At 69.6% G+C, this 26,738-nt stretch carries 20 protein-coding genes; 8 read left to right on the plus strand and 12 right to left on the minus strand.

Annotated elements, in window-relative coordinates; genetic code table 11:
* Positions 1 to 249 precede the first annotated feature (249 nt).
* On the plus strand, positions 250 to 1,845 hold the full coding sequence (locus D7Y11_RS07125) for an aromatic amino acid hydroxylase (RefSeq protein WP_126933316.1): 1,596 nt from the start codon (positions 250 to 252) through the stop codon (positions 1,843 to 1,845).
* Positions 1,846 to 1,947: 102 nt separating this feature from the next.
* Here the strand turns inward: D7Y11_RS07125 and D7Y11_RS07130 are convergent, their stop codons facing one another.
* On the minus strand, positions 1,948 to 3,561 hold the full coding sequence (locus D7Y11_RS07130; protein WP_126933317.1) for a LysM peptidoglycan-binding domain-containing protein: 1,614 nt from the start codon (positions 3,559 to 3,561) through the stop codon (positions 1,948 to 1,950).
* A gap of 223 nt (positions 3,562 to 3,784) precedes the next feature.
* Between D7Y11_RS07130 and D7Y11_RS07135 the strand changes: the two genes are divergently transcribed.
* Positions 3,785 to 4,789 carry a hypothetical protein gene (locus tag D7Y11_RS07135; protein ID WP_233607220.1) on the plus strand — a complete coding sequence of 335 codons (1,005 nt, stop codon included), beginning with the start codon at positions 3,785 to 3,787 and terminating at the stop codon, positions 4,787 to 4,789.
* Here D7Y11_RS07135 and D7Y11_RS07140 read toward each other — a convergent pair.
* From D7Y11_RS07140 to D7Y11_RS45145, 3 genes are all read right to left on the minus strand, one after another.
* Positions 4,786 to 6,366: an MXAN_6640 family putative metalloprotease gene (locus tag D7Y11_RS07140; protein ID WP_126933319.1), complete on the minus strand. Its 1,581-nt coding sequence runs from the start codon at positions 6,364 to 6,366 to the stop codon at positions 4,786 to 4,788. The two genes, D7Y11_RS07135 and D7Y11_RS07140, sit on opposite strands and share 4 nt — an antisense overlap.
* Positions 6,366 to 7,346 carry an HmuY family protein gene (locus D7Y11_RS07145; RefSeq protein WP_126933320.1) on the minus strand — a complete coding sequence of 327 codons (981 nt, stop codon included), beginning with the start codon at positions 7,344 to 7,346 and terminating at the stop codon, positions 6,366 to 6,368. Before D7Y11_RS07145 ends, D7Y11_RS07140 begins: the two co-directional genes overlap by 1 nt.
* Positions 7,347 to 7,440: 94 nt before the next feature.
* Complete coding sequence (locus D7Y11_RS45145) at positions 7,441 to 9,720, minus strand: hypothetical protein (protein ID WP_126933321.1); 2,280 nt, start codon at positions 9,718 to 9,720, stop codon at positions 7,441 to 7,443.
* A gap of 81 nt (positions 9,721 to 9,801) precedes the next feature.
* On the opposite strand from D7Y11_RS45145, the gene D7Y11_RS07155 reads away from it, so the two are divergent.
* Both D7Y11_RS07155 and D7Y11_RS07160 read left to right on the plus strand, forming a co-directional pair.
* Positions 9,802 to 10,017 carry a hypothetical protein gene (locus D7Y11_RS07155; RefSeq protein WP_120576612.1) on the plus strand — a complete coding sequence of 72 codons (216 nt, stop codon included), beginning with the start codon at positions 9,802 to 9,804 and terminating at the stop codon, positions 10,015 to 10,017.
* A 93-nt stretch (positions 10,018 to 10,110) separates the two neighbouring features.
* Positions 10,111 to 10,338 carry a hypothetical protein gene (locus D7Y11_RS07160; protein WP_120576611.1) on the plus strand — a complete coding sequence of 76 codons (228 nt, stop codon included), beginning with the start codon at positions 10,111 to 10,113 and terminating at the stop codon, positions 10,336 to 10,338.
* A gap of 85 nt (positions 10,339 to 10,423) precedes the next feature.
* Here the strand turns inward: D7Y11_RS07160 and nadC are convergent, their stop codons facing one another.
* From nadC to D7Y11_RS07180, 4 genes are all read right to left on the minus strand, one after another.
* Entirely contained in the window at positions 10,424 to 11,302 is an 879-nt protein-coding gene (nadC, locus tag D7Y11_RS07165) for a carboxylating nicotinate-nucleotide diphosphorylase (protein WP_169820991.1), read from the minus strand.
* Between the two features lie 9 nt (positions 11,303 to 11,311).
* Positions 11,312 to 14,806, minus strand: a complete 3,495-nt coding sequence (locus D7Y11_RS07170) for a valine--tRNA ligase (protein WP_126933322.1) — start codon at positions 14,804 to 14,806, stop codon at positions 11,312 to 11,314.
* A 53-nt stretch (positions 14,807 to 14,859) separates the two neighbouring features.
* Positions 14,860 to 16,122 carry a PleD family two-component system response regulator gene (locus tag D7Y11_RS07175; RefSeq protein ID WP_120576609.1) on the minus strand — a complete coding sequence of 421 codons (1,263 nt, stop codon included), beginning with the start codon at positions 16,120 to 16,122 and terminating at the stop codon, positions 14,860 to 14,862.
* 117 nt (positions 16,123 to 16,239) lie between these two features.
* Entirely contained in the window at positions 16,240 to 17,052 is an 813-nt protein-coding gene (locus D7Y11_RS07180) for a chemotaxis protein CheW (protein ID WP_233596962.1), read from the minus strand.
* Between the two features lie 52 nt (positions 17,053 to 17,104).
* Between D7Y11_RS07180 and D7Y11_RS07185 the strand changes: the two genes are divergently transcribed.
* Positions 17,105 to 18,493 (plus strand): diguanylate cyclase, encoded by a 1,389-nt coding sequence (locus D7Y11_RS07185; protein ID WP_120576607.1) that lies wholly within the window; start codon positions 17,105 to 17,107, stop codon positions 18,491 to 18,493.
* A 14-nt stretch (positions 18,494 to 18,507) separates the two neighbouring features.
* On the opposite strand, the gene D7Y11_RS07190 is transcribed toward D7Y11_RS07185, so the two are convergent.
* On the minus strand, positions 18,508 to 18,897 hold the full coding sequence (locus tag D7Y11_RS07190) for a demethoxyubiquinone hydroxylase family protein (protein WP_120576606.1): 390 nt from the start codon (positions 18,895 to 18,897) through the stop codon (positions 18,508 to 18,510).
* A gap of 168 nt (positions 18,898 to 19,065) precedes the next feature.
* Here D7Y11_RS07190 and sinK point away from each other — a divergent pair, with 168 nt between their 5' ends.
* Complete coding sequence (gene sinK / locus D7Y11_RS07195; RefSeq protein WP_158624395.1) at positions 19,066 to 20,583, plus strand: hybrid histidine protein kinase/response regulator SinK; 1,518 nt, start codon at positions 19,066 to 19,068, stop codon at positions 20,581 to 20,583.
* Between the two features lie 85 nt (positions 20,584 to 20,668).
* On the opposite strand, the gene groL is transcribed toward sinK, so the two are convergent.
* Together groL and D7Y11_RS07205 are read right to left on the minus strand one after the other, a co-directional pair.
* Entirely contained in the window at positions 20,669 to 22,312 is a 1,644-nt protein-coding gene (gene groL, locus D7Y11_RS07200; protein ID WP_120576604.1) for a chaperonin GroEL, read from the minus strand.
* A gap of 179 nt (positions 22,313 to 22,491) precedes the next feature.
* Entirely contained in the window at positions 22,492 to 22,848 is a 357-nt protein-coding gene (locus D7Y11_RS07205) for a response regulator (RefSeq protein WP_120576603.1), read from the minus strand.
* 88 nt (positions 22,849 to 22,936) lie between these two features.
* Between D7Y11_RS07205 and D7Y11_RS07210 the strand changes: the two genes are divergently transcribed.
* Together D7Y11_RS07210 and D7Y11_RS07215 are read left to right on the plus strand one after the other, a co-directional pair.
* Entirely contained in the window at positions 22,937 to 24,010 is a 1,074-nt protein-coding gene (locus D7Y11_RS07210) for a metallopeptidase family protein (RefSeq protein ID WP_169825497.1), read from the plus strand.
* 29 nt (positions 24,011 to 24,039) lie between these two features.
* A complete protein-coding gene (locus D7Y11_RS07215) occupies positions 24,040 to 24,333 on the plus strand; it encodes a hypothetical protein (protein ID WP_120576624.1) in 294 nt (97 codons plus the stop codon).
* Between the two features lie 3 nt (positions 24,334 to 24,336).
* Here D7Y11_RS07215 and D7Y11_RS07220 read toward each other — a convergent pair whose 3' ends face one another.
* Positions 24,337 to 26,736 (minus strand): DUF3857 domain-containing protein, encoded by a 2,400-nt coding sequence (locus D7Y11_RS07220; RefSeq protein WP_158641895.1) that lies wholly within the window; start codon positions 26,734 to 26,736, stop codon positions 24,337 to 24,339.
* Between the last annotated feature and the right edge of the window lie 2 nt (positions 26,737 to 26,738).

Below are 26,738 nucleotides of genomic sequence, written 5' to 3' on the forward strand. Positions count from 1 at the left end.
ACCCAGCCCTTCCCCTCGGACCTCCACGTCTGGCCCCTGCGCGAACAGGAGCCCCAGGTCGTGGAGGTGGTGGCCGTCTGGCCCTCCGGAGGCCTCAGCCCCGCCGTCCAATCCATCCTTGACGGGCTGCGTCGCCGCCTGAACAAACGGCGATAATCCGACGAAGACGTCGAATTCTGCCGGATTTCCGTCTTGCAGTGGGGTGCGTATTCTTCAGGAGTCCTGCATCTCCTGAAGGAGCCGCTCGCGATGACGCCCACGGAACGGACCATTGCCCGCCTTCCCGCCCACCTGCGCCGCTACGTGGTGGGCCAGGACTACGCGGCGTACACGCCCAGGGATCAGGCGGTGTGGCGGCACATCCTGGGGCAGCTGCGCGAGCACCTGAGCGACAAGGCGCACCCCGTCTACCTGGAGGGCCTGGAGGCCACGGGCATTGGCGCGGAGGCCATCCCCAGCCTGGACGAGATGAACGAGAAGCTGTCCAAGCTGGGCTGGTCCTGCGTGGCGGTGCGCGGCTTCATCCCGCCGGCCGTCTTCACGGAGCTGCAGGCGCTGGGCGTGCTGGCCATCGCGGCGGACATCCGCACGCACGAGCACATCCAGTACACGCCCGCGCCGGACATCGTCCATGAGAGCGCGGGCCACGCGCCCATCATCGCGAACGCGCGCTATGCCCAGTACCTCAAGGCCGTGGGGCTGGTGGGCTTCAAGGCCATCGCCAGCGTGGAGGACCAGGCCGTCTTCGAGGCCATCCGCAACCTCTCCGTGGTGAAGGAGGACCCCACCGCGACGGAGGAGGAGATTTCCCACGCCCAGGCCCGCCTGGAGGCCGCCAACGCCAGCCACCGCTACATCAGCGAGAGCACCCGCGCGAGCCGCCTGTACTGGTGGACCGCGGAGTACGGACTGATTGGCGACCTGAAGCACCCGCGCATCTACGGCGCGGGCCTGCTGTCCAGCATCGGCGAGGCCCGGCACTGCCTGACGTCCGCCGTGCACAAGCTGCCCCTGGGCGTGGCGTGCGCGGACACGGACTACGACATCACCCGCATGCAGCCGCAGCTCTTCGTGGCGCGCGACTTCGAGCACCTCTTCGAAGTCCTGTCCGAGTTCGAGTCCACGCTCGCGTGGAAGCGCGGCGGAGACCTCGGCCTGAACGAGGCGCTGCGCGCGCGCACGGTCAACCACCTGGTGCTCGCGGACGGCCGCGAGGTGACGGGCAAGGTGGTGGAGCTGCTGCCCGCCGCGAAGGACGTGGCCCCGGGCCTGTCCACCGCGCTGGCCCGGTTGGAGGGCCCCATCCTCACGTCCATGAACGGGCACGCCCTGGACAAGCCGTTCAGCGGCGCGGCGCTGGTCGCCTTTGGCCAGGGCACCCTGCCGGAGCGCGGGAACTTCACGCTCACGCTCGACAGCGGGCTGGTGCTGGAGGGCTTCGCGGTGGGCGGCGGAGAAGTGATTGCCCTGCGCGGCACGCTGGCCGGACAAGAGCTGACGCTGCCGTCCATGGCGCGCCTGTACCTGACGGAGCGGCTGCCGTCCGTGGCGGGCGGCCCCGCCGACCCGGGCACGTGGGACGAGTGGTTCGGGGAGATGGACGCCTTCACCGCGGGCGACGGCGAGGCCCAGGCGCGCGAGCGCAAGGCGCAGGCCCTGCCCCCGTCGCTGGCCGCCCTCTACACGGAGGTGCGCCGCATCCGCGAGACGGGACAGCTGGCCGCCGAGCGGCTGGAGCAGATCGCCCGCGCGTCCACGGACTTCCCCACCGACTGGCTCCTGCGCGCCGAGGTCGCGGAGCTGCGCGGCGAGGTGCCCGCGAGGCGCGAGGCGGCGCAGGCGTAGGACCCGTCGCTTCGAATCCCAGACGGATGACGCATAACGGCCCGGTCGACCTCTTCACGAGGTCGCCGGGCCGAATCACTTCCGGGGCTTTCGCCGCCGGGGCTACTTGTTGATGCGCACCATGGCCACGTCGTAGTGGCGCTCGGTCACGTAGCCGTTCGCGGCCTTGCCGGGGCGGTACATGTTCCCGGTCTTGTCATCCACGTAGAAGCGGTTGTTCGGGTTCGTGTCCTTGCCCGTGCTGGCGTTCTTCGTGCCCGGGTCGTGGAACGTGTAGTAGGTGCGGCCCTTGTCGTCGACGCCGCGGCCCGTGATGGTCACGAAGTGGTCCGTGAGGCCGTCCGCGTTGTAGCTCGCGTCCTTGTGGCTCACGCCCACGACCACCGGCTTGCCGGCCTCCAGTTGCTTGTCGATGTAGCTGCGGCCCTCGGCGGCCTTCTTCGAGTCCACGTTGAGCGCGCCGACGCCGTTCTCGCTCTTGCCCACCTGGATGCGGCGGTCGGGGCCCAGCACGGTCGCGCCGGAGTCACGCGCCATCGCCGTCGCGGCCTTGAAGCACGCCGTGTCGCTCGCGGTGTAGCCGTGGCCGTTCTCGAACTGGCTGTAGTACGGCACCTTCACGTGCACCGCCGGCTTGTCCTTGGACGGGGCCACCTGCTCCGTGTTCGCGGGGGCCGCCTCCGTGGTGGGCTTGGAGGTGTTCGTGCCCTGCGTCGTGGGCTTGCCTTCCGTGGTGCCCGGCTTCGAACCGTTGTTCACGGACGGGGGAACCACGCCCGTGTTGGTGTTGGCCGGCTTCGTCGTGGTGCCCGACTTCTCCTGCTTCAGCATCGCGAGGGCGTCCTTCGCCTCCGACTTGAAGCGGTTGGCCACGCCCTTCTGCACATCCTTGGAGCTGCCGGAGAAGTGCACCAGGGTGCCGCTGGCGTTGGTGCGGCCGCGCTCGGCGTAGATGTCCTTGATGAGCTGCTCGTCGCTCACCTTCGCGGGGTCGCGCCCGTTGAGCGCCTTCTTGAAGATGTCGTCCGCCTTGCCCGGGCCGTGCTGCACGGAGGTGGACCAGGCCACGTCCCGCAGCGCCGCGGAGCGCTTGTCCAGGTCGATGCCCGTCGCCTTCTTGATGTTGGCGGCGCCCGCGTCGTAGTGCGTGGTCTTGATGTAGTCGTGCTGCGCCTTGTCGAAGCCCTTCGGGTCCTTCGCGGCCAGCTGCTTCCACGCGGCGGAGAACTCCGCGGTGCCCGGCTTGCTGCCCGACAGCGCCTTGTGGAACTCCGGGTTCGTCTTCTTCAGCGAGTTGACGAACGACTGCGCGGACCCGTTCGCGGAGGCGAACTGGTAGGAGCCGTAGGACACGCCGCCCTTGTCACCCTTGCCCGTGGACACGGTGCCGGGGCCGCGAGCCTCATACTTGCGGCTCAGCCCGCCCAGCTCCCCGTTGGTCGCGCTGCTGGATGACGTGTTCGTCGCGGGCGTCGTCGCCTTCGCGCCGTCCGTGGACTGCGTGAAGCTGTCGCCCGACGTCTTCGTCCCCGCGCTCGACTTGTTGGTGCCCTTCGTGTCGAAACCGTCCTGCACCTTCAGCGTCTGGCCGGCCAGGATCTTGTTCGGATCCTTGATGTTGTTCGCCTTGGCCAGCGCGTCAACGGTCGTGTTGTAGCGCTTCGCGAGGCCGGAAAGCGTGTCGCCCGAATTGACGCGGATGTTGGAGACGGTCACGGAGAAGACCCCTCTATGTCTGGCCGCGACCAAAGGCGCCGCGGACGTGCTTGGATTGCCCGGATTATCGAAAGGCAATGCGATCAGTTTCGCATTCCCAGTCACAATCGTGTGAAACCAGTGATTCCAGCAACTTCAGTTTCAGCGGATCGATCCGCTGAGACTGAAGAACCTGCCCAGGAGGACCAGTCCGATGCCCAGGATCCAACCGGAATTCAAAAATTTGGCATTGCTGTTTGCCATTTGCGTCACGAGCGCGGTCCCGGACGCCTCGGCTCAGGGGTCCGAGGGACTCACGGGGGTCTATTCGAACAAGAGCGGGACGCTCGCCATCGTCGAGGGCAGCAACGAGACGCTCGTGCACTTCGCGGGCTCGTTCCCGCAGGGCAGCAGCGCGGGCACCTGCGATTGCGCCCTGGTCGTCCAGAAGAAGACAGCCACGAATTGGTCACTTCATCAGGCGGGTGAGGAAGACGCCTGGACGCTGCGCGTCAATCCCAAGCAATTCGTCCTGGAGTCGGGTCCGTCACCGTCCTGTTGCGGCGCCGGCTATTCAGGCAAGGACACGTTCGCCCGGAGCACCTCCAAGCCGCTGAGCATCTGCAAGGTGAAGGTGTCCAAGGCGGTCTTCCACGCGTCTGACGCGGCCAACACGCCGCGCAAGGCGTTCGTGGTGTCCGGGGACGCGGTGGAGGCCTACGTCGACCCGGTGGAGCCGGACTTCCTCGCCGCGCGCTTCCAGGGGCCCCAGAAGGCCACTGCGGGGCTGCTCAAGCGCGAGGACCTGGACTGCGCGGCGGAAGGCGCGCCCACGGCCGCGAAGGCTCCCGTGGCCGCGGACAAGCTCCAGCCGTTCGCGGGGACGTGGGTGGAGCTGACGCGTCAGGGCAAGGGCTTCGTGGTGCTCAAGCCCTGCTCGGCCGCGACGCGCAGCTTCACCGTCAAGCCCGCGACGGGCGAGGTGGAGGTGCAGCTGGGCCAGGAGGCCACGACGATGAAGGTGACGTCCGTGGAGGCCGGCAAGGGCGCCGGGGCCTGGGTGCTGGGGCTCACGGCCGCGGACGGCAAGCCGGAGGCGCTCCAGTGGAAGACGGCCGACGCCGCGAAGGGCACCGTGACCGTGAGCAGCCCGGACCTCTTCTCCCAGAGCCACGACTACGTGCGCCAGGAGAAGAAGTCCGCCTTCCCGTCCAAGCAGGAGACGGGGTGCGACGAGTTCGAGCGCTAACGCGCCCGTGAACGCCGCCGGGCCCGCAGGCCCCCGCCGAGCAGCAGCGCGACGAGCGCACCGGACAGGGGGCCACCCGCGGCCTGGCAGCCACCGTCATCCGAGGGCGTGCGCGGATCATCGATGGGATCCACGGGCCTGCCCGCGTCCACGGTCCCCGCATCGGAGGTGCCCGCGTCCGCGCCGGCATCAGGCGTCCCAGAGTCGGATCCGGCGTCCGTGCCCGCGTCCATCGACTCGAGCGGCGCGCAGGACGCGGCCTGGCCGGTGGCCGCGATGCACAGCCGGCCATAGCGGCCCAGCCCTTCCATCCGGCCGTCCACGACCGCCACCATCACGCGCGTGGCGTCATCCGCGGCCACCTGGGCGCGCAGGGCGTCCGGCCCGTCCACGGTCGCCACCCGCAGCACGGCGTCATCCGTGACGGCCGCGATGACCAGGTGCACCGTGGCCGGGTCGATGCCCGGCTCGGGCTCGAACGAGGCGCCCACGAAGGAAGCGCCGCCGGGGACCTCGAAGATCCGCGAGGCCGCCGCCGCGACGCGCACGCGGTCGATCGTGGTGGGGAGCTCCGCTGTCGTCTTCGCCACCGGTGCATAGCCCTCCCCTCGCGCGTAGCCGAACCCTGGCGTCGCGCGCGGGCCGGTGCCCAGGTTCCAGGTGGCGAATTGGGCGAAGGCCGCGTCGAAGCTGGAGGCGAAGTCGCGGCGCAGGCAGGTGTCCAGCAGCACCGGCCAGCGGGCCTCCGGCTGCCGAACGGACTCCTCCAGCAACGCGACGAGCGCGCCGTCACCGTAGCGCTCACCGACGAACTCGAAGAAGAGCCCCGCGCCGTAGATGAAGGTCACGCCCGGCCCCGCGGGGTCCAGCACCAGCGTGCTGTCCGGAGTCAGCATGTAGCCGCGGGTGAAGTGCTCCAGGTCGTCGAGCGCGGGCTCGAAGCGCTCGGTGGCCCAGACGGCGGTGCCCTCGGAGGCGACGCCGCCCAGGTCGGGCCGGTAGGCGGCCTGCACCGCGTGGAAGAACTCGTGGCTGGCCAGGATCTCCACGGCCTCTGCGTCGGACGGGTAGTTGTAGCCCGTGAAGTCGTTCTCCTGGAGCATGAAGCCCGTGCAGCGCGTGACGCCCTCCAGGCAGGTCTCCTGCCGGAAGGCGCCGTCGCCAATCCTCGCGAAGTCCACCAGGTACACGTCGAAGCGGCCGTCGCCGCCGTCGTCCCCGGCCGGATTCGTGTCGTCGGGCGGCAGGCGGAAGCCCAGGTCCACGTAGAACGTCGCCACGTGTTCGTAGGTGCGCCCGACGAGCTCCACGAAGTCGGGCACGCCGGTGCCATCCGCGTCCGCTGGCGGCACGGCGTGCGTGCCCTGGCGGGTGAAGTGGATGCGGAAGCGCCCGCCCGGCGACACGACGGACTCCACCGTGTCCTCGGGCTCATAGCGCGGCGCCTGCGCGCCAGGCGAGGTGGGCCGCCCGGACTCGGCGACCCGCTTCTGTACGGCCTCCCGCTCGTGCGGGAGGCCGCGCGGGGTTCCCGCGCCGGCCAGCAGCAGGAGCAGCGTGGGAACCCCGGGGGTCATCACGGCAGGAAGGACCACCGCAGGCGGATCGACCCGGCGCTGGCCGTCGAGCTCACCTTGCCCGTCGTGTTGCACTCCTCCTGGATCGCGGGCTCATAGAAGTCCTTGACCTGCAGCTTCACGTGACGGCCGTCCGCCAGCTGGACCAGGTAGACCTTGTTCGTCATCTGCAGGCAGGAAGCGTAGTCCCAGTACGAGAGGGTCTGGGTCGCCGGGCTCTGAAGGCCAAACGAGTCCCCGGTGAACGTGCAGGTGTCGGGCGTGTAGTAGTTCTCCGCCACGAACTGCGCATCCGTGGGCACGGAGGTCACCGACTCGAACGTCGTGCCGTCCGCCGTCTGAGCCACGGTCACGCACGACGGGCCGGACACGCCGCTGTTGAAGCGGACGACGTACCGGCGCACCGCGACGTCCCACGCGGTCGAATCCAGCGAGGACTGGTCATCGATGTAGACCTTCTCCAGCCCCGTCGCCGTGAAGCGCGCGTAGGTGTACGAGTCCGGCACCGCCGTGCCACCCCCGCGGCCATCCAGGTACGTGAGGTGCTCGCCCGCCGTCGTGCCCTCTTCGATCACGCCGCCGTCGGAGACGACCGTGCGGAGCCGGAGCTTGTCGATGCTCTGCTCCGTGCAGGCCACGGCGTTGCGGCACAGCTCCGCGCCGCCATCCGCGGGAGGCGTGCCCGCGTCGGTGGTCGTCCCGGCGTCAGTGGTGGTGCCCGCGTCCGTCTCACCGCCCGTGCCCGCGTCCGTCTCAGGCTCTTCGGTCGGAGTCAGGGTGCGCTGCTCGCACTTCTTGTCCGCGTTGCAGGTCCATGCCTTGCCCGCGGGGGCCGCCCCCTCATCGCGGCAGTCGAACGCATCCACGCACTCGTCGCTGCTGCATCCCGGCGCCACCACGGCCAGCGCGAGGGCCGCCAGGGCCCCCTTGCCGAACCACCGTGCACCGCTCTTCCGGACCGCCCCTTCGGGGTTGCTCATCGTCGTCACCTTTCGCCGCGGAGACCCGCCGCCGTTCGATGGGGACGATCTCTATTCGATAACGATTCTCATTTTCAATATCGACGGCCCGTTTTCAGGCCGAAGTGTCGCCGGGCGACTTCGGGGCGTTGTGGGCAGACAGGCGGGGTTGTTGTCCGCCGGGCCCCAGGAGTCCCTGCATGGCGTCGAAGAGGTTGAGGTTGGAGCCGCTGGGGAGGAAGACGACCTTGTCCAGGCCTCCGACGACGGCGGCCTGGGCCTGCGCGGCCACGGCCTTCACGAAGTTCTCCCCGCCCCCCAGGGACTCCACGCGCTGACGGAATTGGCCGGCTTCCACTTCCGCGAGGCGCGACTGGCGCTCCACCTCCAGGTCATTGAGGCGCTGCTGGCGATCCAGGGCCACCTGGGTGGTGAGCCGTTCGCGCTCGATCTCCGCTTCGGAGCGGATGCGCGAGGCGCGGGCGTCGGACTCGGCGCGGGCCAGGGCCTCCTCGCTCTCCACGCGGGCGCGCTCCAGCTGGGCCTCCGCCTCCACCTTGGCGCGACTGAGCGTCTCCAGCTGGTGGTTGCGGTTCTGCAATTCGATGAGGGATTGGCGCTCCGCCTCCGACTTGCGGTGGCTGGCGATGTCCGCGAGCTGCTTCTCCTCCTCGCTGCGGATGCGCTTGAGCTCCGCGGCGGCCTGGGCCTCCTGGCGTGAGGCGTCCAGCTGGATCTGGATGTTGGTGTCGATGGCCTCGCGCAGCTTCAGGGCCGTCTTCTCATCGACGGGGGCGATGTCCTTGATGTCGATGTCGATGATGCGCAGCTGGTTCTCGGAGAAGAGGCGGTCCTTGCGAGCGCGGCCCGCGTCATCCATGCCGAAGATGGTGCGGCGGATGAGCACGCTGGCGTTCTTGTGGAAGGTCTCGAACTCGTTCTCCGCGGCGACCTGGCGGATGCGCGACGCGAGGTTCTCACACACGTACCCGATGAAGTCGTTCACCCGGAAGATGGCCTTGTCCTTCTCCGGGTCGCCCTGCACGTCGAACTGCCACTTGTAGGAAAGCTTGATGCGCAGCCGCGCGTGGTCGCGAGTGGCCACCTCGAACAGGTCCGTGGCGAAGTCCGGCCCCAGCCGCAGCATCAGCACCTTGAGCTGACGCGGGCGCTTGGGCGTGCTGCCGGACAAATCCAGGACGGTGACGTCCTCGTACGGACGCAACATCACCTTCGCGGGGCCGAACTCCACGCGCGCGTGATTGGACTCGAAGTCGTTGATGAGGACCGCCGTGTTGTCCTCGATGCGCAGCACGATTGCGCGAGTACGGTCCCCCTTCTCCGTCGCGCTTGTGGGCCGTGGCGCGCGGGCGTCCTTCGCCTCCGCGAGCGGCAGCGGCGGCGTGAGGCCCAGCAGGGCCTCCGCGTCCGGAGACAATCGCTTCTCGTGCAGCTCCTGGTGCGCCTCCGGCATGAACTGGCACGGTCCCTGGACGAGCGACACCTTGCCCGAGCGCAGGTCGCGCACGTACAGGCCTTCCCCCTGACCCAATGACAGCGCGGCAATCTCCCGGTGGATGAGGACCTTCTCGCTGGGCACGTAGGTGCGAGGGCCGCGGACGATCCACGTGTCACCGGCCTTGCGTGCGCGCGGCTCGCCGCCCTCGTTCTCGGAGAGGTCGTCCAGTGCCTGGAGCTTCAGGCCCTGCAGCTCCGACAGGACATGCTTGCGGCGCACGTCCCCTTCCAGCGCCTCGCCGGGTTCGAGGAAGAAGACATCCGGACCGGAGACGACCTTGCGGCGGCCCTCCTGGACGCGGCCGGTGGCGCGGTCCACGGGATTGAGGATGACGCAGTACTCGGTCTCCTTGAGGACGCGGGCCTTCTCCAGCGACACGACGGTGACGGACTCGCCGGGCACGTAGCGGCCGGGGCCGCGCACCAGCCACTCGTCACCCGCTTCACGGCGGCGGGGAGCGTCCGGGACGTGGGTGTCCGTGAAGGCGGTGAGCGCGCGCAGCCGCAGCGCCTCCGACACGCCCAGGACGTATTCCGGGACGATGTCGCCCTCCAGCTCCTCGCCGGGGTACAGCGGGAACACCTTCGGGCCCACGCGGACCTCGCGGTCGCCCACCGCGACGCGGGCCTGGCCGAAGTCGTCCAGCGCCACCTGGCCGTCCACGCGCACCACGGGGTTGCGCACCACGCACCAGCTGCCGGCGCCCAGCTCCACCATCCGCTCCTTCGCCACGAGCGTCAGGTGCGCTTCGAGCGTCAGCACGCGAGGGCCCACCTCCATCAGCACGACGCCACGGTTGGCGTCCTCGATGTATGCGTACTCGCGGTTCTTCAGGGAGATGCGCTGGATGGCTTCGGTGCTGGGGGCGGACGGCATGGGACACCTGCTCGCGGGCGTGGGGTTCGGCCGCGAGTCATTGCGAGCCCCATGCCGTCATCGCTCCGCCCTGGAACGGCGATGCACCGCTCCGGACTGGCACGGACACTCGCTCCATTCCGGTGCGCGGTGTTCCAGAGTGGAGCGCATTTCGAACGACCAGCGCGCACGGCTCGCGTCGTCGTTCCCAGCAAGGCCAAGCTCTTCGGCATCCACACGGAGATGTATTCATTGGGCGGTCTGGGTGATCATCTCACCGGTGGCGACCGCGTGACCTTCCGCTGGATCCGCGACTGAGTGAGCTTGGATTGCGTCGCGGCGTCTGTTCGAATGCCCTCCTGTCAGCGGGCCAGGATGCTCCGGCCCGGTGGCCCCCACCCCGGAGGAAGCATGAAGGCATCGCGACTGAAGCAGACGATTCCTGGATTCGCGCTGATCATCGGCATCATGGCGGGTACGGCCCTGGCCATGGTTCCCGGCTCCACGGCGGAGACGACCGATAACCAGACGTCCGCGGTCCAGATGATCTGTTCGCGCACCTGCAAGCCGTGCTCGACCCAGATGGAGTGCGGCACGAGCGGCGGTTCCTGCGGGGTCTGGCGCTGCACCCAGCCGTAAACACCGAAGCTGGCAAAACAAAGAGCCTCCGAGTCCCTGGACTCGGAGGCTCTCTTCTACGGATTCGTGAAGACCGCTGAACGCTTCAGCCCTGCGCGGAGCGGGGCTTGCGCGTGGACTTCTTCGTCGTCGCGATCTCCAGCGACAGGTCCATGGCCCGCGCAGAGTGCGTCAGCGCGCCCATCGACACGAAGTCCACGCCCAGCTTCGCCAGCCGGGGCAGCCGGTCCAACGTGACGCCGCCCGACACTTCGATGGGCACGCGGCTCGCCGTCAGCTTCACCGCTTCGCGGATCTGCGCGTCGTCCATGTTGTCCAACATGATGACGTCCGCGCCCGCGGCGATGGCCTCCTCCAGCTGCTTGAAGTTGGTGACCTCCACTTCAATCTTCACCAGCCGGGGACCGTTCAGCTTCGCGCGGCGCACCGCTTCGGTGATGTCGCCACCTACCGCCGCGATGTGGTTGTCCTTGATGAGGATGCCGTCGAAGAGGCCGAACCGGTGGTTGGACGCACCGCCCATGCGCACCGCGTGCTTCGCGAGGCCCCGCATTCCCGGCGGCGTCTTGCGCGTGTCCAGCACCCGCAGCTTCGAGCCTCGCACGGAGGTCATCGCCTGCTGGGCCAGCGTCGCGATGCCGGCGGCGCGCTGCACCAGGTTGAGCGCCGTGCGCTCCGCGGCCAGCAGCGAACGCAGCTTGCCGTGGACGCGCGCGGCGACCACCTTCGGTTTGATCTCCTCGCCGTCGCGCTTGAGGACCTCCACCTCCACCTCCGCGTCCACCATGTGGAAGACGCGGACGAAGGCGTCCAGGCCGGCGACGATCATCTGCTCCTTCGCGACCAGCTCACCGCTGCCCTCCGCTTCGGCGGGGACCACCGCCAGCGAGGTGACGTCCCCCGCAGCACCCAGGTCCTCGTCGAGGGACAGCGCGATGAGCCGATCGAGATAATCCTGCTGCACTTCCGCCTCCTACCGGCGCGCCTTGCGAGCCGGCTTGCCCCGAGTGGTCTTCTTCGCCGCGGCCTTCTTCGCGGCGGTCTTCTTCCCCGCCGCCTTCTTCGCCGAAGCCTTCTTCGCAGGAGCCTTCTTCACCGCCGCCTTCTTCGCGGCCGTCTTCTTGCCCGCTGCCTTCTTCGAGGAAGCCTTCTTCGCGGAAGCCTTCTTCGCAGGGGCCTTCTTCGCGGCGGACTTCTTGCTCGCCGCCTTCTTCGCGGAGGCCTTCTTCACCGCCGCCTTCTTCGCGGAGGCCTTCTTCGCAGGGGCCTTCTTCACCGCCGCCTTCTTCGCGGAGGCCTTCTTCGTCGGAGCCTTCTTCACTGGCTTCGCCGAACCCTCCGGCGCCTCGCGGGCGTCGCCGCCCTCCTTGGCCCGGTCGAACTCGCGCATCGCGTCGTCCACGAGGCCCATGCTCATGTACGCGACGCCCAGGTCGTGGTGGTCCGCCGGGGACAGCCCTTCCTTGGTGCCCTCGCGCAGCTTGTTGAGGGCCTCCTCCACCACCGGATCCGCGGCCTGGGGCGCCTGCGAAGCCTCTTCGGCTTCAATCTCGCCCTTCAGCTCCTGGCCCAGGTTCACCGCATCGTCCTTCGGTGCCTGCGGCTCGGTGGCCACCTTCACATGGGCGCTCTCGGGCGCGGGGGACTCGGACGCTTCAGGGGCTTCGGACTCGGTGCTGCCCGGCAACGGCGACGGCGTCTCGGACATGGGGGGCTCCGGGGCGATGCGCTGGAGGTGATCCTGCAGCTTGACCGTGCGCTCCTGGAGCTCCGCCACCCGGGCCTTGTCCTTCTCCACCACGTCCGGCGGAGCACGGGCCACGAAGTTCGGGTTGTCCAGCTTGCGCTGCAAACCGGTGAGTTCCTGCTCGGAGCGGACGATCTCCTTCTTCAGGCGGTCGCGCTCCGCGTCCAGGTCCACCAGGCCCGCCAGGGGCACATAGATTTCCAGGTTGCCGCTCACGAACGCCGCCGCCTGCGGAGGCTTGGCGCCCGGGGGGCCCACCACCACCTCGGACAAGCCCGCGAGCGGCATCAGGTACGCGCGCCAACGCTCCAACAGCTCGCGCGTCGTCGCGTCCGGGCTCTGCACCACCGCCTTCACCTTGGCGGACGGCGGCAGGTTGCTCTCGCCGCGCAGCGTGCGCAGGCCCTCGATGGCCGCGATGACCGGCGCCATCTCGCCTTCCGCGGCCGCGTCCACCCACGCCGTCTCCGGCGCCGGGTACGCCGCGATGCAGATGCTCTCCGTGGGCCGGGACATCGGCAGCTTCTGCCAGATCTCCTCGGTGATGAACGGCATGAACGGGTGCATCAGCCGCAGGATGCGGTCCAGGCACGTCACCAGCACCGCGCGCGTGGTGTCCTTGGCCTCCGCGTCGTCGCCGTACAGCGAGCCCTTCGCCAGCTCGATGTACCAGTCGCAGAACTCCGCCCACAGGAACTGGTACAGCGTGGATGCCGCCTCCGCGAAGCCGAACGCCTCCAGCGACGCGCGCGTCTCCTCCGTGGCCTTCTGCAGGCGGGAGAGGATCCACCGGTCCGCCAGCGTCAGCTTGCGGCCCTCGAGCGGCGTCTTGTCCAGGCTGAAGTCGCCCATGTTCATCAGGGCGAACCGGCTGGCGTTCCACAGCTTGTTGCAGAACGCCTTGTAGCCACCCAGGCGGTCCATCGACAGCTTGATGTCACGGCCCTGCTGCGTGAGCGACGCCAGCGTGAAGCGCAGCGCGTCCGCGCCGTGCGCCGGCATGCCCTGCGGGAAGCGGTTGCGCAAGGACGGCTGCAGCGACTCCGCCTTCGCGCCGAGGATGACGTCCAGGGGATCGATGACGTTCCCCTTCGTCTTGGACATCTTCTCGCCCTTCTCGTCGCGCACCATCGCGTGCAGGTACACGGTGCGGAAGGGCACATCGTTCATGAAGTGCAGGCCCATCATCATCATCCGGGCGACCCAGAAGAAGATGATGTCGTGGCCCGTCTCCATCACGGACGTCGGGTAGAAGGTCTGGAGGTCCGCCGTCTGCTTCGGCCAGCCCAGCGTGGAGAACGGCCACAGCGCGGACGAGAACCAGGTGTCCAGCACGTCCGGATCCTGCGTCAGCTCCTTGCCGCCGCACTTCGGGCAGGACTCCGGCGCCGTGCGAGACACGATGACGTCCGCCGTGTCCTTGGAGCGCTCCTCCGCCGGGGTGCACGCCGCGCAGTACCACGCGGGGATCTGGTGGCCCCACCACAGCTGGCGGCTCACGCACCAGTCGTGGATGTTGTTCATCCAGTGGAAGTACGTGTTCGTCCACGACTCGGGGACGAACTTCGTGCGGCCCTCCTCCACGGCCTGGATGGCCGGCTTCGCCAGCGGTTCGATCTTGATGAACCACTGCGGCGACAGGCGCGGCTCCACCACCGTGGTGCAGCGCTGGCAGGTGCCCACGTTCAGCTTGTGCGGCTCCTCCTTCTCCAGCAGGCCCAGCTCCGTCAGGTCCGCCAGCACCTGCTTGCGCGCCTCCCGGCTCTCCAGGCCCGCGTACTTGCCGGTGTCCTTCGTCATCCGCGCCGCTTCGTCCAGGATGGACAGCATCGGCAGCTTGTGGCGCAGGCCCGTCTGGTAGTCGTTGAAGTCGTGCGCGGGCGTGACCTTCACCACGCCGGTGCCGAACTCCATGTTCACCAGCTCGCCGTCCGCGATGACCGGAATCTCACGGTCGGTGAGCGGCAGCGCCACGCTCTTGCCGATGAGGTCCTGGTAGCGCGGATCCTCCGGGTGCACGGCGACGGCCGTGTCGCCCAGCAGCGTCTCCGGGCGCGTCGTCGCCACGGTGAGGAAGCGCTCCGTGCCCTTCACCGGATAGCGGATGTGCCAGAGCGAGCCGTTCTTCTCCTCGTGCTCCACTTCCAGGTCGGAGAGGGCCGTGCGGCAGGACGGGCACCAGTTGATCAGCTTCTGGGCCCGGTACATCAGGCCCTCTTCGTACAGCCGGACGAACACCTCGCGCACCGCGGCCGAGGACTGCTCGTCCATGGTGAAGCGCTCACGGCTCCAGTCCAGGGACGCGCCCAGGTAGCGGTGCTGCTCACCGATGCGCGCGCCGAACTTGCCCTTCCACGTCCAGACGCGCTCGAGGAACGCCTCGCGGCCCAGGTCGTGGCGGCTCTTGCCCTCCGTCTTCTTCAGCTCCTTCTCCACCACCATCTGCGTGGCGATGCCCGCGTGGTCCGTACCCGGCAGCCAGAGCGCGTTGAAGCCGCTCATCCGCTTCCAGCGCGTGAGGATGTCCTGGATGGTCGCGGTGAGCGCGTGGCCGATGTGCAGGCTGCCCGTCACGTTGGGCGGCGGCAGCACGATGCTGAACGGCGGCTTGGAGGAAGGGGCTTCGGCGCGGAAGTAGTCGCGCTCCAGCCAGTGGTTGTACCACCGCGCCTCCACTTCGGAGGGCTCGTAGGCCTTGGACAGTTCAGTCGTGTCAGTCATTGCAAGCGGCCGGCCCCCGACGGGGCCGGCGGGGAATCAGAGGGGACTGCGAATCAATGCTGGGTCTCGCGGTCCTTGATGAGCCGCTCCAGCTCTTCCCGGATGATGGTCTCCGCCAGCTGCGGAACGACCTCCCAGGCAATCTTCTCGATGACCTCGCGGGACGCCTTCGACAGCGCCTCGCGCAGCAGCGCCTCTCCGCCATCCGCGGCCGGACGGGCGCGCGCGGGCGGAGTCGCCGGCGAGGGACCGCCGATGTCCAGGGAGATCTCCTCCGCGCCGCTGGGCTCGGGCAGCGAGTCCTCGATGCGGATGCTCTCCGTGCGGGCCTGCGCGGCGGGAGGGGCGGCCGGAGCACCCAGCCCGAACGGATCCCGGGCACGGGCGGCCGGAGGCACCGCGGCGGGCGGGGGCGCGGACGGCAGCGGCGCGGCGCCCGGAGGACGCGGGAAGCCGCCCGGGATGTTCGGGGCGCCAGGGCCCGGAGGACGCGCGGCCATGCCCGGAGGCGGCGCACCCGGCGGACGCGCGCCCGGAGGCACGGCACCCGGAGGAGGACGCGCACCCGGCGGCATGGCGCCCGGAGGCGGCGCACCCGGAGGACGCGCGCCCATGCCCGGAGGCGGCGCACCCGGCGGAGGACGTGCACCCGGCGGCATGGCGCCCGGAGGCGGCGCACCCGGAGGACGCGCGCCCGGAGGAACAGCGCCCGGCAGCGGACGCGCCGCACCCGGAGGAGGAGGCACACCGGCGCCCGGAGGACGCGCGCCCGGAGGCGGCGCACCCGGCGGAGGACGCGCACCCGGCGGCATGGCGCCCGGAGGCGGCGCACCCGCGGGACGCGCACCCGGCGGCACGGCGGCGGCGGGCGGCGCGCTGACCGGAGCGCTCGGGGCGGAGGTCTGGGGCAGAATGCGCGTCGCGGCGGACGCGGGCATCGTGTTGGACTTCTGGCCCACCAGCGCCTTCACCTTGTCGAGGAGGATCTGGCTCTCGAAGGGCTTGGTGATGTGGTCATCCGCCCGGGCGGCCTTCGCGCGGTTCTCGTCGAACGCCTCGAAGGTGCCGGCGAGCAGCAGCACCGGGATGGCCTGCGTGGAGGGGTCGCCCTTGAGCGCCTCGCAGACCTCGTAGCCGCTCTTGCCCGGCATCATCACGTCGGCGAGCACCACGTCCGGACGCAGCTCGCGCGTGCGGGAGATGGCGTCCAGCCCGTTGTCCACCGCGGTCACCTGGAAGTCTTCCGTCGCGAAGATCATCCCGATCACCTTGCGGATGGTGAGCGAGTCGTCGGCGATCAGTAGATTCTTGGGCATCGGCTCCGGCCTCGGGGGGCGCATACCCCCCTGAATTCGTTTGAGATTTCGGGCGAGCAAGCCTGCCTGCACGCCCTGTGTCAATCGGAGAAGCTTAGGATTCGCGCGTTGGGCCGATCAAGAAAACATGCGCTGCAGGTCCAGTAACATCACCGGATCCGGCAGCCCCGGCGCCCGGAACGTTCCGGGAAGCTCGGCCGGCTTGAACTTCTGCAGCACACCCAGCACCCGGGTGGCCGCCAGCCCTACGTTCCGCCCCGCCAGTTCCGTGAGGACGAACAGCTCCTCCGCCTGGGCCGGCGCACCCAGCAGCGCTGGAATCGAACAGATGGGCCATAGCGCCTGCGCGTGGGGATAGACGCCCGCCACCGGCCCGCTCTGCACCGGGAGCACGCTGAACGCCTCGCCCCGGGGTACCACCTGGGAGACGCAACCCAGCGGGACGCCGAACAGCACCCCCTGGGACTCCAGCACCAGCGCCCGCTCCGGGGGCGCGTCCGCATAGTGCACGGGCCGGGGCTCTGGCGGGGTCGCCCGGGGGCCCGCCCGGTGCGGCAGCGCTTCCACGATGAGCTCCAGGTACAGCCGGTCCTTGTGCAGCACCGCGCCCCGGCTCAGCGGCGCCAGCGAGTCCGCCAGGCCCGGAGGCAGCAGGAAGAACGGGTCCCTCGCGACGTCCGCGACCTCCACCACGGCGCGCACCCGCACCGCGAGCGTGGGGCTGACGTCCAGGACCACCACCATGCCCGGCACTTCCTCAGGCAGGCCGCCGAGCAGCGCGGCGAGGTCCTTCACTTCCAGTACGCCGCGCAGACTCGCGCCGCGAGCGCCCGGCATCGCGACCTCGATGACGGAGGTGGCCTCCACCGCGTAGCGCGTCTCTCCGGCCTCCACCAGCAGGCAGAGCCGCCGTCCGCTTTCAAAGGGCACGGCCCGGGACCCTAGCAGCCTTCCAGCGTTGGGTGCTAAGCCCTGAACAGTCATGGCGCGACTGCTCCTCGTCGACGACGAAAAGATCGCCCGCAATCTCTACGGCGACTACCTCACGGCCGCGGGACACCTGGTCACGGCGGTGCCCACCGTGGCGGACGCGAAGGCAGCCCTCTCCGCGGCGCGGTTCGACGCGGTGGTGACGGACCTCATCCTCCCCGGCGGCGACGGCATGGAGGTGCTTCGCCACGTGCGCGAGCGCTACCCCGGCGTGGAGGTGCTGGTCATCACCGGCCTGGACAAGGTGGCCCCCGCGGTGCGCGCCATCAAGAGCGGCGCGGCGGAGTACCTGGTCAAGCCCGTGGCGCCGGAGGCCCTGGAGCACGCGCTGCGCCGCGCGCTCACCACGCGCGACCTGATGCGTGAGAACGCGTCCCTGCGCCAGCACGTCGCGCTGCTGGAGGCGGGCCAGCGCATCGCCACCACGCTCGACCGCGAGCGGCTGTCCACGGCCGCGTCCGACGCGCTGGAGTCCATGGCCAACGCCTCCGCGGTGATGCTCCTGGAGCGGGACCCCGGCGGCACGGGCTTCCGCTCGCACGGCATGCGCGGGCTGCCGGTGGACCTGCACGAGGCGCTCGTCCCGCTGCTCATCGAGCGGCTTTCGGGCACGCGCACGCAGGTGGAGCTCGACGGACTTCAAGTTCCCTGGCCGCGCACCCTCTCCTTCCCCGCCGTGGACGGCGAGCTGGTGCTGGGCCACGCGGTGCTCTTCCACGACAACGCGCCCGCGGAGCACCACGCGGAGACCGTGGGCTTCCTCGTGCGCAACTGGGCGCTGGCCCTGCGCAACCTGGGCCGCTTCGCCGCCGTGGAGGACCTGGCCTACGTCGATGACCTCACCCGCCTGTTCAACACGCGCTACCTGCACCTGGTGCTGGACCGCGAGGTGAACGAGGCCCTGCAGACGGAGCGCCCCTTCTCCCTGCTGTTCCTGGACCTGGACCGCTTCAAGGCCATCAACGACACGCACGGGCACCTGGTGGGCTCGCGGGTGCTGGTGGAGGCCGCGCGCGTGCTCAAGGGCTGCGTGCGCGACCCGGACGTGGTGGCGCGCTTCGGCGGCGACGAGTACGTGGTGCTCCTGCGCGGCACGGACTCCGGCGGGGCCCTCAAGGTCGCCGAGCGCATCCGCCGCACCATGGAGACCCATCAGTTCCTGGGCCGCGAGGGGCTGGCGCTCAAGCTCACCACCTGCATCGGCGTGGCCAGCTTCCCGGAGCACGCCCAGGACAAGGACCACCTGCTGGACCTGTCCGACCGGGCCATGTACCGGGGCAAGCGCGGCACCCGGAACGTCGTCTACATGGCGGCGCAGGACCTGGAAGCCACCCCGGCCGAGCGCCGTCAGAATCCCCCGCCCCCGCAGGGCCAGGGCTGAACGCCGGACGCGCGCTACTTGCGCAGGCTGCCCACGGTGAGGTGCTTGGGCAGCTCCACTTCCGCGGGCACGCCGCCGCCGCCCTCGCCCACCGCCTCCACCTCTTCGTGGGACGCGCCGGTGGTGATGAGGCGGTACTTCTGCGACGCCTCGCGGTCGTGCTGGGCCTGCTCCGGATCCAACCGCGCGATGAGCTGCCAGAAGAGGGCCGCGTGCTCGCGCTCCTCGTCCATGACGTGCCGCAGGATGGCCTTCGCCTCCTCATTGTCCGTCGCGTCCAGGTGCGCGGCGTAGAGGTTGATGGCGTCCAGCTCCGCCTCGATGTTGAGCCGGATGGAGCGGGCCAGTTCGGAGTCCGTCAGCTTCCGGGGCACCAGCGAGTGGAACGGGTTCGTCTGCGGCATGAGGACCTCAGCGACAGGGAGAGTCCCCAACAGGCGAGCGGGCAACGACGTTCCGTCAGGCCGGGCTGGAGGACGTGCGCGAGCATCCGTTCGGTCGCGAGCGCGGTCAACCGAATCCCGCTGGGGGTGCGTTGCGCGTGAACACCTGCCTCCGCCATGCTCCCGCGCATGGAGACCCCCTCGCCGCTCGCGCAGCTGCTCCAGGCCCTGGACGCGGGGGACCTGGAGAAGGCACGGGTCGCGGCCGTGGCGCTGCAACGCGCCAACGCCCACACCCATCAGGTCGCCGCGGAGGTCCTCCATGAGCTGCGTCAGCCCCTCCTGGGCGCGAAGGCCTACGCCCAGCTGCTCGCCGAGGAAGGAGGCTCCAGCGGTCCGCTGAAGCTGCTGCTCGCGCAGGTGGAGCGGATGGAGCAGATCGTCTCCGACTTCATCCGCCTGGCCAGCGAGCGGCCGGCCCCGCAGCAGCGGCTGTCCCTGGCCGCGCCCATCTGGGCGGCGGCGAAGGTGTTCAGCGTCAACCCGGACTCGGCGCGCATCTCACTGGAGGTGGAGGCCCCCGAGGACCTCACCATCCAGGGCAACGCGCGGCTGATTGAGCAGCTCACGCTCAACCTGCTCAACAACGCCCGCGACGCCATGTCCGGCCGGGGCCGCGTGAAGGTGACGCTCACGCGCGATGGCGCCTCCGCGGCCCTCTACGTTTCCGACTGGGGACCGGGCATCCCGGACGAGCTGAAGACGCGCATCTTCGAGCCCTACGTCTCCGCCAGCAAACGCGGCACGGGCCTGGGGCTCGCCGTCTGTCGTCGCATCGCGCAGGAGCACCACGCGCAGATTGCCCTGGTGCCGCCCACGACGCTGCGCGAAGTGCCGCCCCCGGCCACCGTGTTCCGCGTGCTCTTCCCGCCCACGGACGCGCCGCGCCCGCCGCGCAAGCGCCTGCTGGTGGTGGACGACGAGGGCATCATCCGGATGGTCTTCAAGGACCTGATGGACAAGGAGTGCGAAGTCATTGAAGCGGCCACGGGCGAAGCCGCGCTCGAAATCCTCCGCTCGTCGCGCGTGGATCTCATCGTCACGGACAAGAACCTGCCCGGAATCTCCGGCCTGGAGCTGGCCCAGCACGCGAGGAAGCTGGACCCCGCGTCGCGCGTCATCCTGATGACGGGCTACCCCTCGCTGGTGACGACGCAGCAGGCGCTGCAGCTGGGCCTGGTGGACTACCTGCTCAAGCCCTTCGACGACATCCGCCAGGTGCGCGCGCTGCTGCGGCAGGCGCTGTACACGCCGGCCGCGCCGCCTGTCCCCGCCCCCAGCGCTGGCGTGCGCCGGGTGGACGTGCTGGAGGACAACCCGGCCACCGCGCGGCTGATTTCAGAGGCGCTGACGCTGTTGGGCCTGGAGGCGCGCGTCGTCGCGGGCGCGGAGGTGGCCACCATGGAGCCGCCCATGGGCGTGGTGGTGTCTTGGGACTTCGCGCCGGCCTACGGCAAGAAGGCGCTGGAGCTGGCCCGGGCCCTGAGCCAGGGCGCGCCCTTCGTCGTCCTGGCCGAGCACCTCACCATGGACACGGCGCTGGCGTCGCTGCGCGCCGGGGCCGCCGCGTGCCTGCCCAAGCTGCTCTCCGACACCACGGCGCTCAGCCGCGAGCTGGGCCTGGCCTTCAAGAAGACCGCTTCCTGAAAAAGACTCCGGCCCCGGGCGCCCCGCTTTCGCGGAGCCCACCGGGGCCGGAAACCCTACGAAGCTACGGAGCCGTTACGTCGGCTCAGTAGTCCATGTCGTCGCCGCCGTACTCCGGCATGGCGCCGCCGCCCGCGCCGCCCTTGGCCTTCTTCTTGGGGCGCTCGGCGATCATCGCCTCGGTGGTGAGCAGCAGGGACGCCACGGAGGCGGCGTTCTGCAGCGCGGTGCGCTCGACCTTCGTCGGGTCGATGACGCCGGCCTTCTCCAGGTCCTCGTAGGTCTCCGTGCGGGCGTTGAAGCCGAACGCGCCGGTGCCGTCCTTGACCTTGTTGATGACGACGGCGCCTTCGACGCCGGCGTTGCTGGAGATCTTGCGCAGGGGCTCCTGCAGCGCCTTGCGGATGATGTCCACGCCGAAGTCCTGCTCGCCGCCCAGCTTCAGGCCGTCCAGCGCCTTGAGGCTGCGGATGTAGGCCACGCCGCCGCCGGGGACGATGCCCTCTTCGACGGCCGCGCGGGTCGCGTGCAGCGCGTCCTCCACGCGGGCCTTCTTCTCCTTCATCTCCACTTCGGTCGCCGCGCCGACGTTGATGACCGCCACGCCGCCCACGAGCTTCGCCATGCGCTCCTGGAGCTTCTCGCGGTCGTAGTCGCTGGTGACCGTCTCGATCTGCGTGCGGATGAGCTTGATGCGGCCCTCGATGTCCGCCTTCTGGCCGGCACCGTCCACGATGGTGGTGTTGTCCTTGTCCACCGTGATGCGCTTGGCGCGGCCCAGGTCGGTGAGGGTCAGGTTCTCGTACTTGTGACCCAGCTCCTCGCTCACCACCATGCCGCCCGTCAGCGTGGCGATGTCCTTGAGCATCTCCTTGCGGCGGTCGCCGAAGCCCGGCGCCTTCACCGCGGCCACGTTCAGCACGCCGCGGATCTTGTTCACCACCAGGGTGGCCAGGGCCTCGCCCTCGATGTCGTCCGCGATGATGAGCAGCGGCTTGCCCGAGCGCGCCACCTGCTCCAGCAACGGAATCATGTCCTGCATCGACGAGACCTTCTTCTCGCTGATGAGGATGTAGGGGTCGTCCATGACGACCTCCATGCGATCGCGGTTCGTGACGAAGTACGGCGACACGTAGCCACGGTCGAACTGCATGCCCTCCACCACGTCGAGCGTCGTCTCCAGGCCCTTGGCCTCCTCGACGGTGATGACGCCCTCCTTGCCGACCTTCTCCATCGCGTCCGCGATGGTCTGGCCGATGGTCTCATCCCCGTTGGCGGAGATGGTGCCCACCTGCGCGATGGCCTGCTTGTCCGTGGTCGTCTTGGACATCTTCTTCAGCTCCGCGACCACCACCTCCACGGCCTTGTCGATGCCGCGCTTGAGGTCCATGGGGTTGTGGCCGGCGGCCACCAGCTTCAGGCCCTCCTCATAGATGGCGCGCGCGAGCACGGTCGCCGTCGTGGTGCCGTCGCCGGCCTTGTCGGAGGTCTTCGACGCGACCTCCTTCACCATCTGCGCGCCCATGTTCTCGAAGCGGTTCTCGAGATCGATCTCCTTGGCGACGGTGACGCCGTCCTTGGTGATGGTGGGCGAGCCGAAGCTCTTCTCGATGACCACGTTGCGGCCCTTGGGACCGAGCGTCACCGCGACCGCATCCGCGAGGACACGGACGCCGCGCAGGATGGAATCGCGCGCGGACTGATGGAAGAAGATTTCCTTCGCTGCCATCGTAACCTCCGATAATACTTGGGGAATTTCTACAAATGGGGATGGCCGTTAGCACTCGGCCATGTCGAGCGCCAACATAAGGGCCGCATCGACGATGTCAACGGAAAGGGGCAGCCGTGTGGGCCTGAGGACGCCTACTGGCCCGCCCGGGTGGGGGGCCGGGCCGCCTTGGGAAGGCCCTACTCCGCGAAGCGCACGAGGTTGAGCAGCTGCCCCATGTCCAGGGGCTTCTGCAGGGTGATGGCGACGCCCTTGCGCAGGCCCCGGTCGGAGATGTTGGCGTCCGTGCTGGCGGTCATCATCAGGACGGAGATGCGCTGGAAGCGGGGGTCCGCCTTCAGCATCTCCGTGAAGTGGATGCCGTCCAGGTGGGGCATCAGGTAGTCGGTGATGACCAGCCCCACGGGGTGACGCTCCATGATGTCCAGGGCCTGGAGCGCGTCCGACGCCGAGAACACGGTGTAGCCATGCATCTCCAGGTAGCGAGAGAGCATGGTGCACAGCTCGTAATCGTCGTCGACGACCAGGATGTTCACGGGGTTCGGGCCGAAACGGGGCGCTGGAAGGTAACAGCGACGCCGGTCGTTGACAACGCGAAGGACGGCTTCTTAGCTGCCGGCCCGAATGGCGAAGCGCATGGCGAAGCAAGGGGAGGCGCGGGACATGGACGCGCGGCTGGAGGGAGTCGCGGACGCCTTCGAGGCGCGGGACTTCGAGGCCGCGCTCACCAGCGCCGACGCCCTGCTCCGGGACGTTCCGGACTCACCAGAAGCCCTGCACTACCGGGCCGCCGCGCTGGTGGAGGTGGGACGCCTGGAGGACGCGGGCAAGGCCTATGGCGCCGCCCTCAAGATGGCCCCGGAAGACCTGGAGATCCTCTTCGGCGCGGCGGAATTCCTCGTGTGCCGCACCGGCGAGGACCGCGAGGCGGTGGAGGAAGGGCTGGAGTGGTGCGGCCGCGGGCGGAAGCTGGCGCAGCGGGCCGATGACGTGGAGCTCGTCTACGAGTTCCTCCTCCTGGAGGGCATGGGCCTCAACCAGCTGGGGGAATGTGAGTCCGCGCTGAAAATCCTGGACCAGGCGCTGACGCACATGCCGCGCTCGACGGACGCGCAGCTGGAGCGGGGCATCGCGCTGTTCGAGTTGTGCCGCTTCGCGCCCGCGCAGGAGGCCTTCGAGCGGGTGTTGAAGGACGCGCCGGACGAGGCCTGGGCGCACCACTACCTGGGGCTGGTCGCGGAGCGGCGCCAGGATGCGAAGGAGGCGAAGAAGCGCTTCTCCCGGGCGCAGGCGCTGGCCCCGGAGGAGCTGCCGCCGCCGGTGGCGCTGGAGGAGGCGGCGTTCGACCGCGCGGTGGAGGACGCGATGCGCGCCCTGCCCTCGCAGGTGAAGCAGTACATGGACAACGTGACGCTGGCGGTGGAGGACCTGCCGTCGGATGAGGACCTGCTGGGTCAGCAGCCGCCACTGTCACCGTGCATCCTGGGGGTGTTCCGGGGCACGCCCGTGGGCGAGCGCAGCGTGATGGACGCGGCGGATCACTTCCCGCCCTCCATCGTGCTGTACCAGAAGAACCTGGAGCGCTTCGCGCGGACCCGCGAGGAACTCATCGAACAGATTGGCATCACGGTGATGCACGAAGTCGGTCACTTGATGGGTCTGGATGAAGACGACCTGTGGGAGCGGGGGCTGGACTAGCGCCGTTCTCCCCTGCCCTGATGCGCGCCATGCATGCATGGACGAAGCTGGGGCTGATGGCGGTGCTGGGTCTGACGGGCTGTCTGGGCGACGACGACGAAGAGCCGCGCACGTGTCCGCAGGTGGTGGTGTTCGCGCGCTCGGACAGCGAGACGTGCCAGTCCTTCCCGACGCCGTGTGACGTGCCGGAGGGGTACGTCGAGTGCTGCGGCGGCCTCTTCGGGGGCTGCGCGGGGAACGTGTCCGGGAACACCTGCGTGGATGATCCGTCCGACACGTGCCAGCCCGGGGGCAGCGCGGACTGCCCGGGCATCTGCCAGTAGGCGTCAGGCGGCGCGCGAGCCCATGTCCTCGAAGTAGGCGCGGCGGGCTCGGGCGCAGGTGGGGCACTGCCACTGCACCAGGGTGAGGTGGCGGTCGCCCAGGACGACGGCCTCGTGGCGGAGCGACTCCCGTGGGGCCTCGCTGGTGGCTCCACAGGCGCAGCGCAGCCGGCCCAGCGTGGACAGCAGCTCCTGGGGGCTGGTGATGGGGATGGCGGTTCCTGCGCTGTCGCCCCGGTGGTCCGCGTCGAACTTGCGTGCAAAGGCGCGGCGCCGGCCCCAGGCGCGGCCCTTGCGCCAGAGCGCCACCGGGCCGCCCTGCGCGATGACGAACCACAGCACGAGGCACGTCGCGATGACGCCCAGGAGGATGGCACCCGCCTCGCCGGACGGAACGGATGAGGCCTGGTCGCGGGCGGCCCGGCTCCTGAGTTGGATGGCGTAGCCGCGCTGGGCCTCGGTGGCGCGCACGGCCTTCACGTACTCGGCGATGCGCTCGGGCGGGACCGAGTCCGCGGTGCTGCGATAGCTGTAGTCGAGCAGCAGCGTCTTGCCTTCGGCGCGGGTGTCGGCCACGAAGCGGAAGGCCGGACCGTCCACGACCTCGTACTCCGTTTTGACGGGGGGCAGCTCGCCGGCCTTCAGCGTGATGCGGTGGCGGGCGAAGACGGGGTGCTCCACCTCCAGCGGGAAGGCGCGGTGGGAGTAGTTCGGCACGGAGAGGTGCTGGCGCAGGCCATGCGCGCGGAACTCCCGGCGACCGTCCGAGGTCCAGAAGTCCTCGATGCGGTAGTGCTCTTGCGTGACGAGCACGTTCGTCACGGTGTCGTCGTCCACCGACATGGGCTTCGCGATGGAGATGTCCGCGTCCGTCTTCGCGTAGTAGTTGAAGTAGAGGCGGGACACCTCGGACAGGGACGTGCCCGCGAGCGCGCGGCGCATGGAGTTGGCGTCCGCCCCCGTGCGCGTGGTGACGACGTCGAGTGTCGCGGCCCCGTCGCGGCCCATCGCGACGTAGGTCTCGTCCACGAAGAGGGAGGGCTCCGTCAGCGTGGGCGTGGGGATGACGGAGAGCGCCGTGGTGGCGGGGGCGACGAGGAGGGCCCGGCCGTAGGAGGGCGGCTCGTAGCTTTCCAGCCCGCCGCGCTCCAGCGTCGCCGTGGGATCCACCCACAGCTCGCGGCCGGCCACGGTGGCATGGACGATGACGTGGTTGAACGCGGTGGCGGTGGGACGCAATCCGTCCAGAAGCTGCGTGAGGTCCGTGCTCACGAGCGCCGGCTGCGCGTCGATGCCCAGCCCCTTGAGGAGCGACACCAAGAGGAGCGACTTGTCCTTGCAGTCGCCGAAGCGGCGCTGGAGGACCTCGTCGGGCGGATGGGGCTGGTGGGAGTTGGGGCCCATCTCGATGCCCAGGTAGCGCACCTCGTCCTGGACGAAGCGAAGCGCGGCGAGGAAGCGAGCCTCCGGGGTGGGCTCCTTCGACAGCCGGCGGACCTCCTGCTCCAGCGACTTCGAGCGGGCGGGCATCTGGAACAGCGTGGAGGCCCAGCGCGCGACGTCGTTCCAGTCCTTGTATTCGCTGAACTGGATCCACGGGTAGACGGGCTGCCAGCCGGGGACGTTGTCCTCGTGGCGGACCGCGGGCACGTGGTGGCGCTCCAGGATGATTTCACGCTCGCCGTTCAGCATCGACTCCGAGCGCGACAGGCCCGGCGCGGCGAAGTCCCGGATGAAGAGCGTGCGCCCCCGCCCTTCCGGCCACAGCAGCCGGTAGGCGAAGTGGACCACGGGATAGGAGTGGCCCACGCCGACGACGTCGGAGAAGCGTCCGCCAAAGACGGGGTTGGCGCCTTCGAAGGAGTACGCGACCTCCACGGTGTCGCCCACGCGCACGTCGCGGAGGAAGGGCACCACGGAGAGGTTGCCGTTGTAGAGCCGGTTCTGGAGCTCGGTCTCCTGCTGGATGACGCGGGCCTCGGCGGGCTGGAAGACGTCCTCGCGGCGGCCATCGCGGATGCGCCAGATGCCGTGGACGGTGAGCTTCTGGTACGTCGGATCGAAGCGGAACTGGATGTCCGTGACGCGGTCGATGCCCCGCGGCGAGAGGACCTTCTGGGCCGAGTGCAGGTAGTGCACGCGCGACGGGCCGGACACGCGCACCTGTTCCTCGATCAGCAGCCGGGAGACGCTGGTCTCCTCCTCGCCCTCGGGCGTCGGGCCGGGGTCTGGAGGAATGGGAAGCGGCTTCACCCACGCGGCGGGAGGCCCAACGCGGAACGGCCTGGCGTTCGTCGCCGCCGGTGCTGCCCCCGCGCTCAAGGACAGACACAGACACAGCAGCAGGATGGACACCGGAAGGAAGCCCGGTGCCAGGAGGACGGAACGGAAGGTTCGGCGCATGG

Source organism: Corallococcus sp. AB018 (assembly GCF_003986945.1).
GTDB lineage: Bacteria > Myxococcota > Myxococcia > Myxococcales > Myxococcaceae > Corallococcus > Corallococcus exiguus.

What these genes read in the sequence shown, in the direction of transcription:
- sinK (WP_158624395.1), top strand. Translation starts at nt 19,066, where the DNA reads ATGGAGACCCCCTCGCCGCTCGCGCAGCTGCTCCAGGCCCTGGACGCG.
- D7Y11_RS07160 (WP_120576611.1), top strand. Translation starts at nt 10,111, where the DNA reads ATGAAGGCATCGCGACTGAAGCAGACGATTCCTGGATTCGCGCTGATC.
- D7Y11_RS07125 (WP_126933316.1), top strand. Translation starts at nt 250, where the DNA reads ATGACGCCCACGGAACGGACCATTGCCCGCCTTCCCGCCCACCTGCGC.
- D7Y11_RS07210 (WP_169825497.1), top strand. Translation starts at nt 22,937, where the DNA reads ATGGCGAAGCGCATGGCGAAGCAAGGGGAGGCGCGGGACATGGACGCG.
- D7Y11_RS07215 (WP_120576624.1), top strand. Translation starts at nt 24,040, where the DNA reads ATGCATGCATGGACGAAGCTGGGGCTGATGGCGGTGCTGGGTCTGACG.
- D7Y11_RS07145 (WP_126933320.1), bottom strand. Translation starts at nt 7,346, where the DNA reads ATGAGCAACCCCGAAGGGGCGGTCCGGAAGAGCGGTGCACGGTGGTTC.
- D7Y11_RS07190 (WP_120576606.1), bottom strand. Translation starts at nt 18,897, where the DNA reads ATGCCGCAGACGAACCCGTTCCACTCGCTGGTGCCCCGGAAGCTGACG.
- D7Y11_RS07140 (WP_126933319.1), bottom strand. Translation starts at nt 6,366, where the DNA reads ATGACCCCCGGGGTTCCCACGCTGCTCCTGCTGCTGGCCGGCGCGGGA.
- D7Y11_RS07155 (WP_120576612.1), top strand. Translation starts at nt 9,802, where the DNA reads ATGCACCGCTCCGGACTGGCACGGACACTCGCTCCATTCCGGTGCGCG.
- D7Y11_RS07185 (WP_120576607.1), top strand. Translation starts at nt 17,105, where the DNA reads ATGGCGCGACTGCTCCTCGTCGACGACGAAAAGATCGCCCGCAATCTC.
- D7Y11_RS07170 (WP_126933322.1), bottom strand. Translation starts at nt 14,806, where the DNA reads ATGACTGACACGACTGAACTGTCCAAGGCCTACGAGCCCTCCGAAGTG.
- D7Y11_RS45145 (WP_126933321.1), bottom strand. Translation starts at nt 9,720, where the DNA reads ATGCCGTCCGCCCCCAGCACCGAAGCCATCCAGCGCATCTCCCTGAAG.
- groL (WP_120576604.1), bottom strand. Translation starts at nt 22,312, where the DNA reads ATGGCAGCGAAGGAAATCTTCTTCCATCAGTCCGCGCGCGATTCCATC.
- D7Y11_RS07220 (WP_158641895.1), bottom strand. Translation starts at nt 26,736, where the DNA reads ATGCGCCGAACCTTCCGTTCCGTCCTCCTGGCACCGGGCTTCCTTCCG.
- D7Y11_RS07175 (WP_120576609.1), bottom strand. Translation starts at nt 16,122, where the DNA reads ATGCCCAAGAATCTACTGATCGCCGACGACTCGCTCACCATCCGCAAG.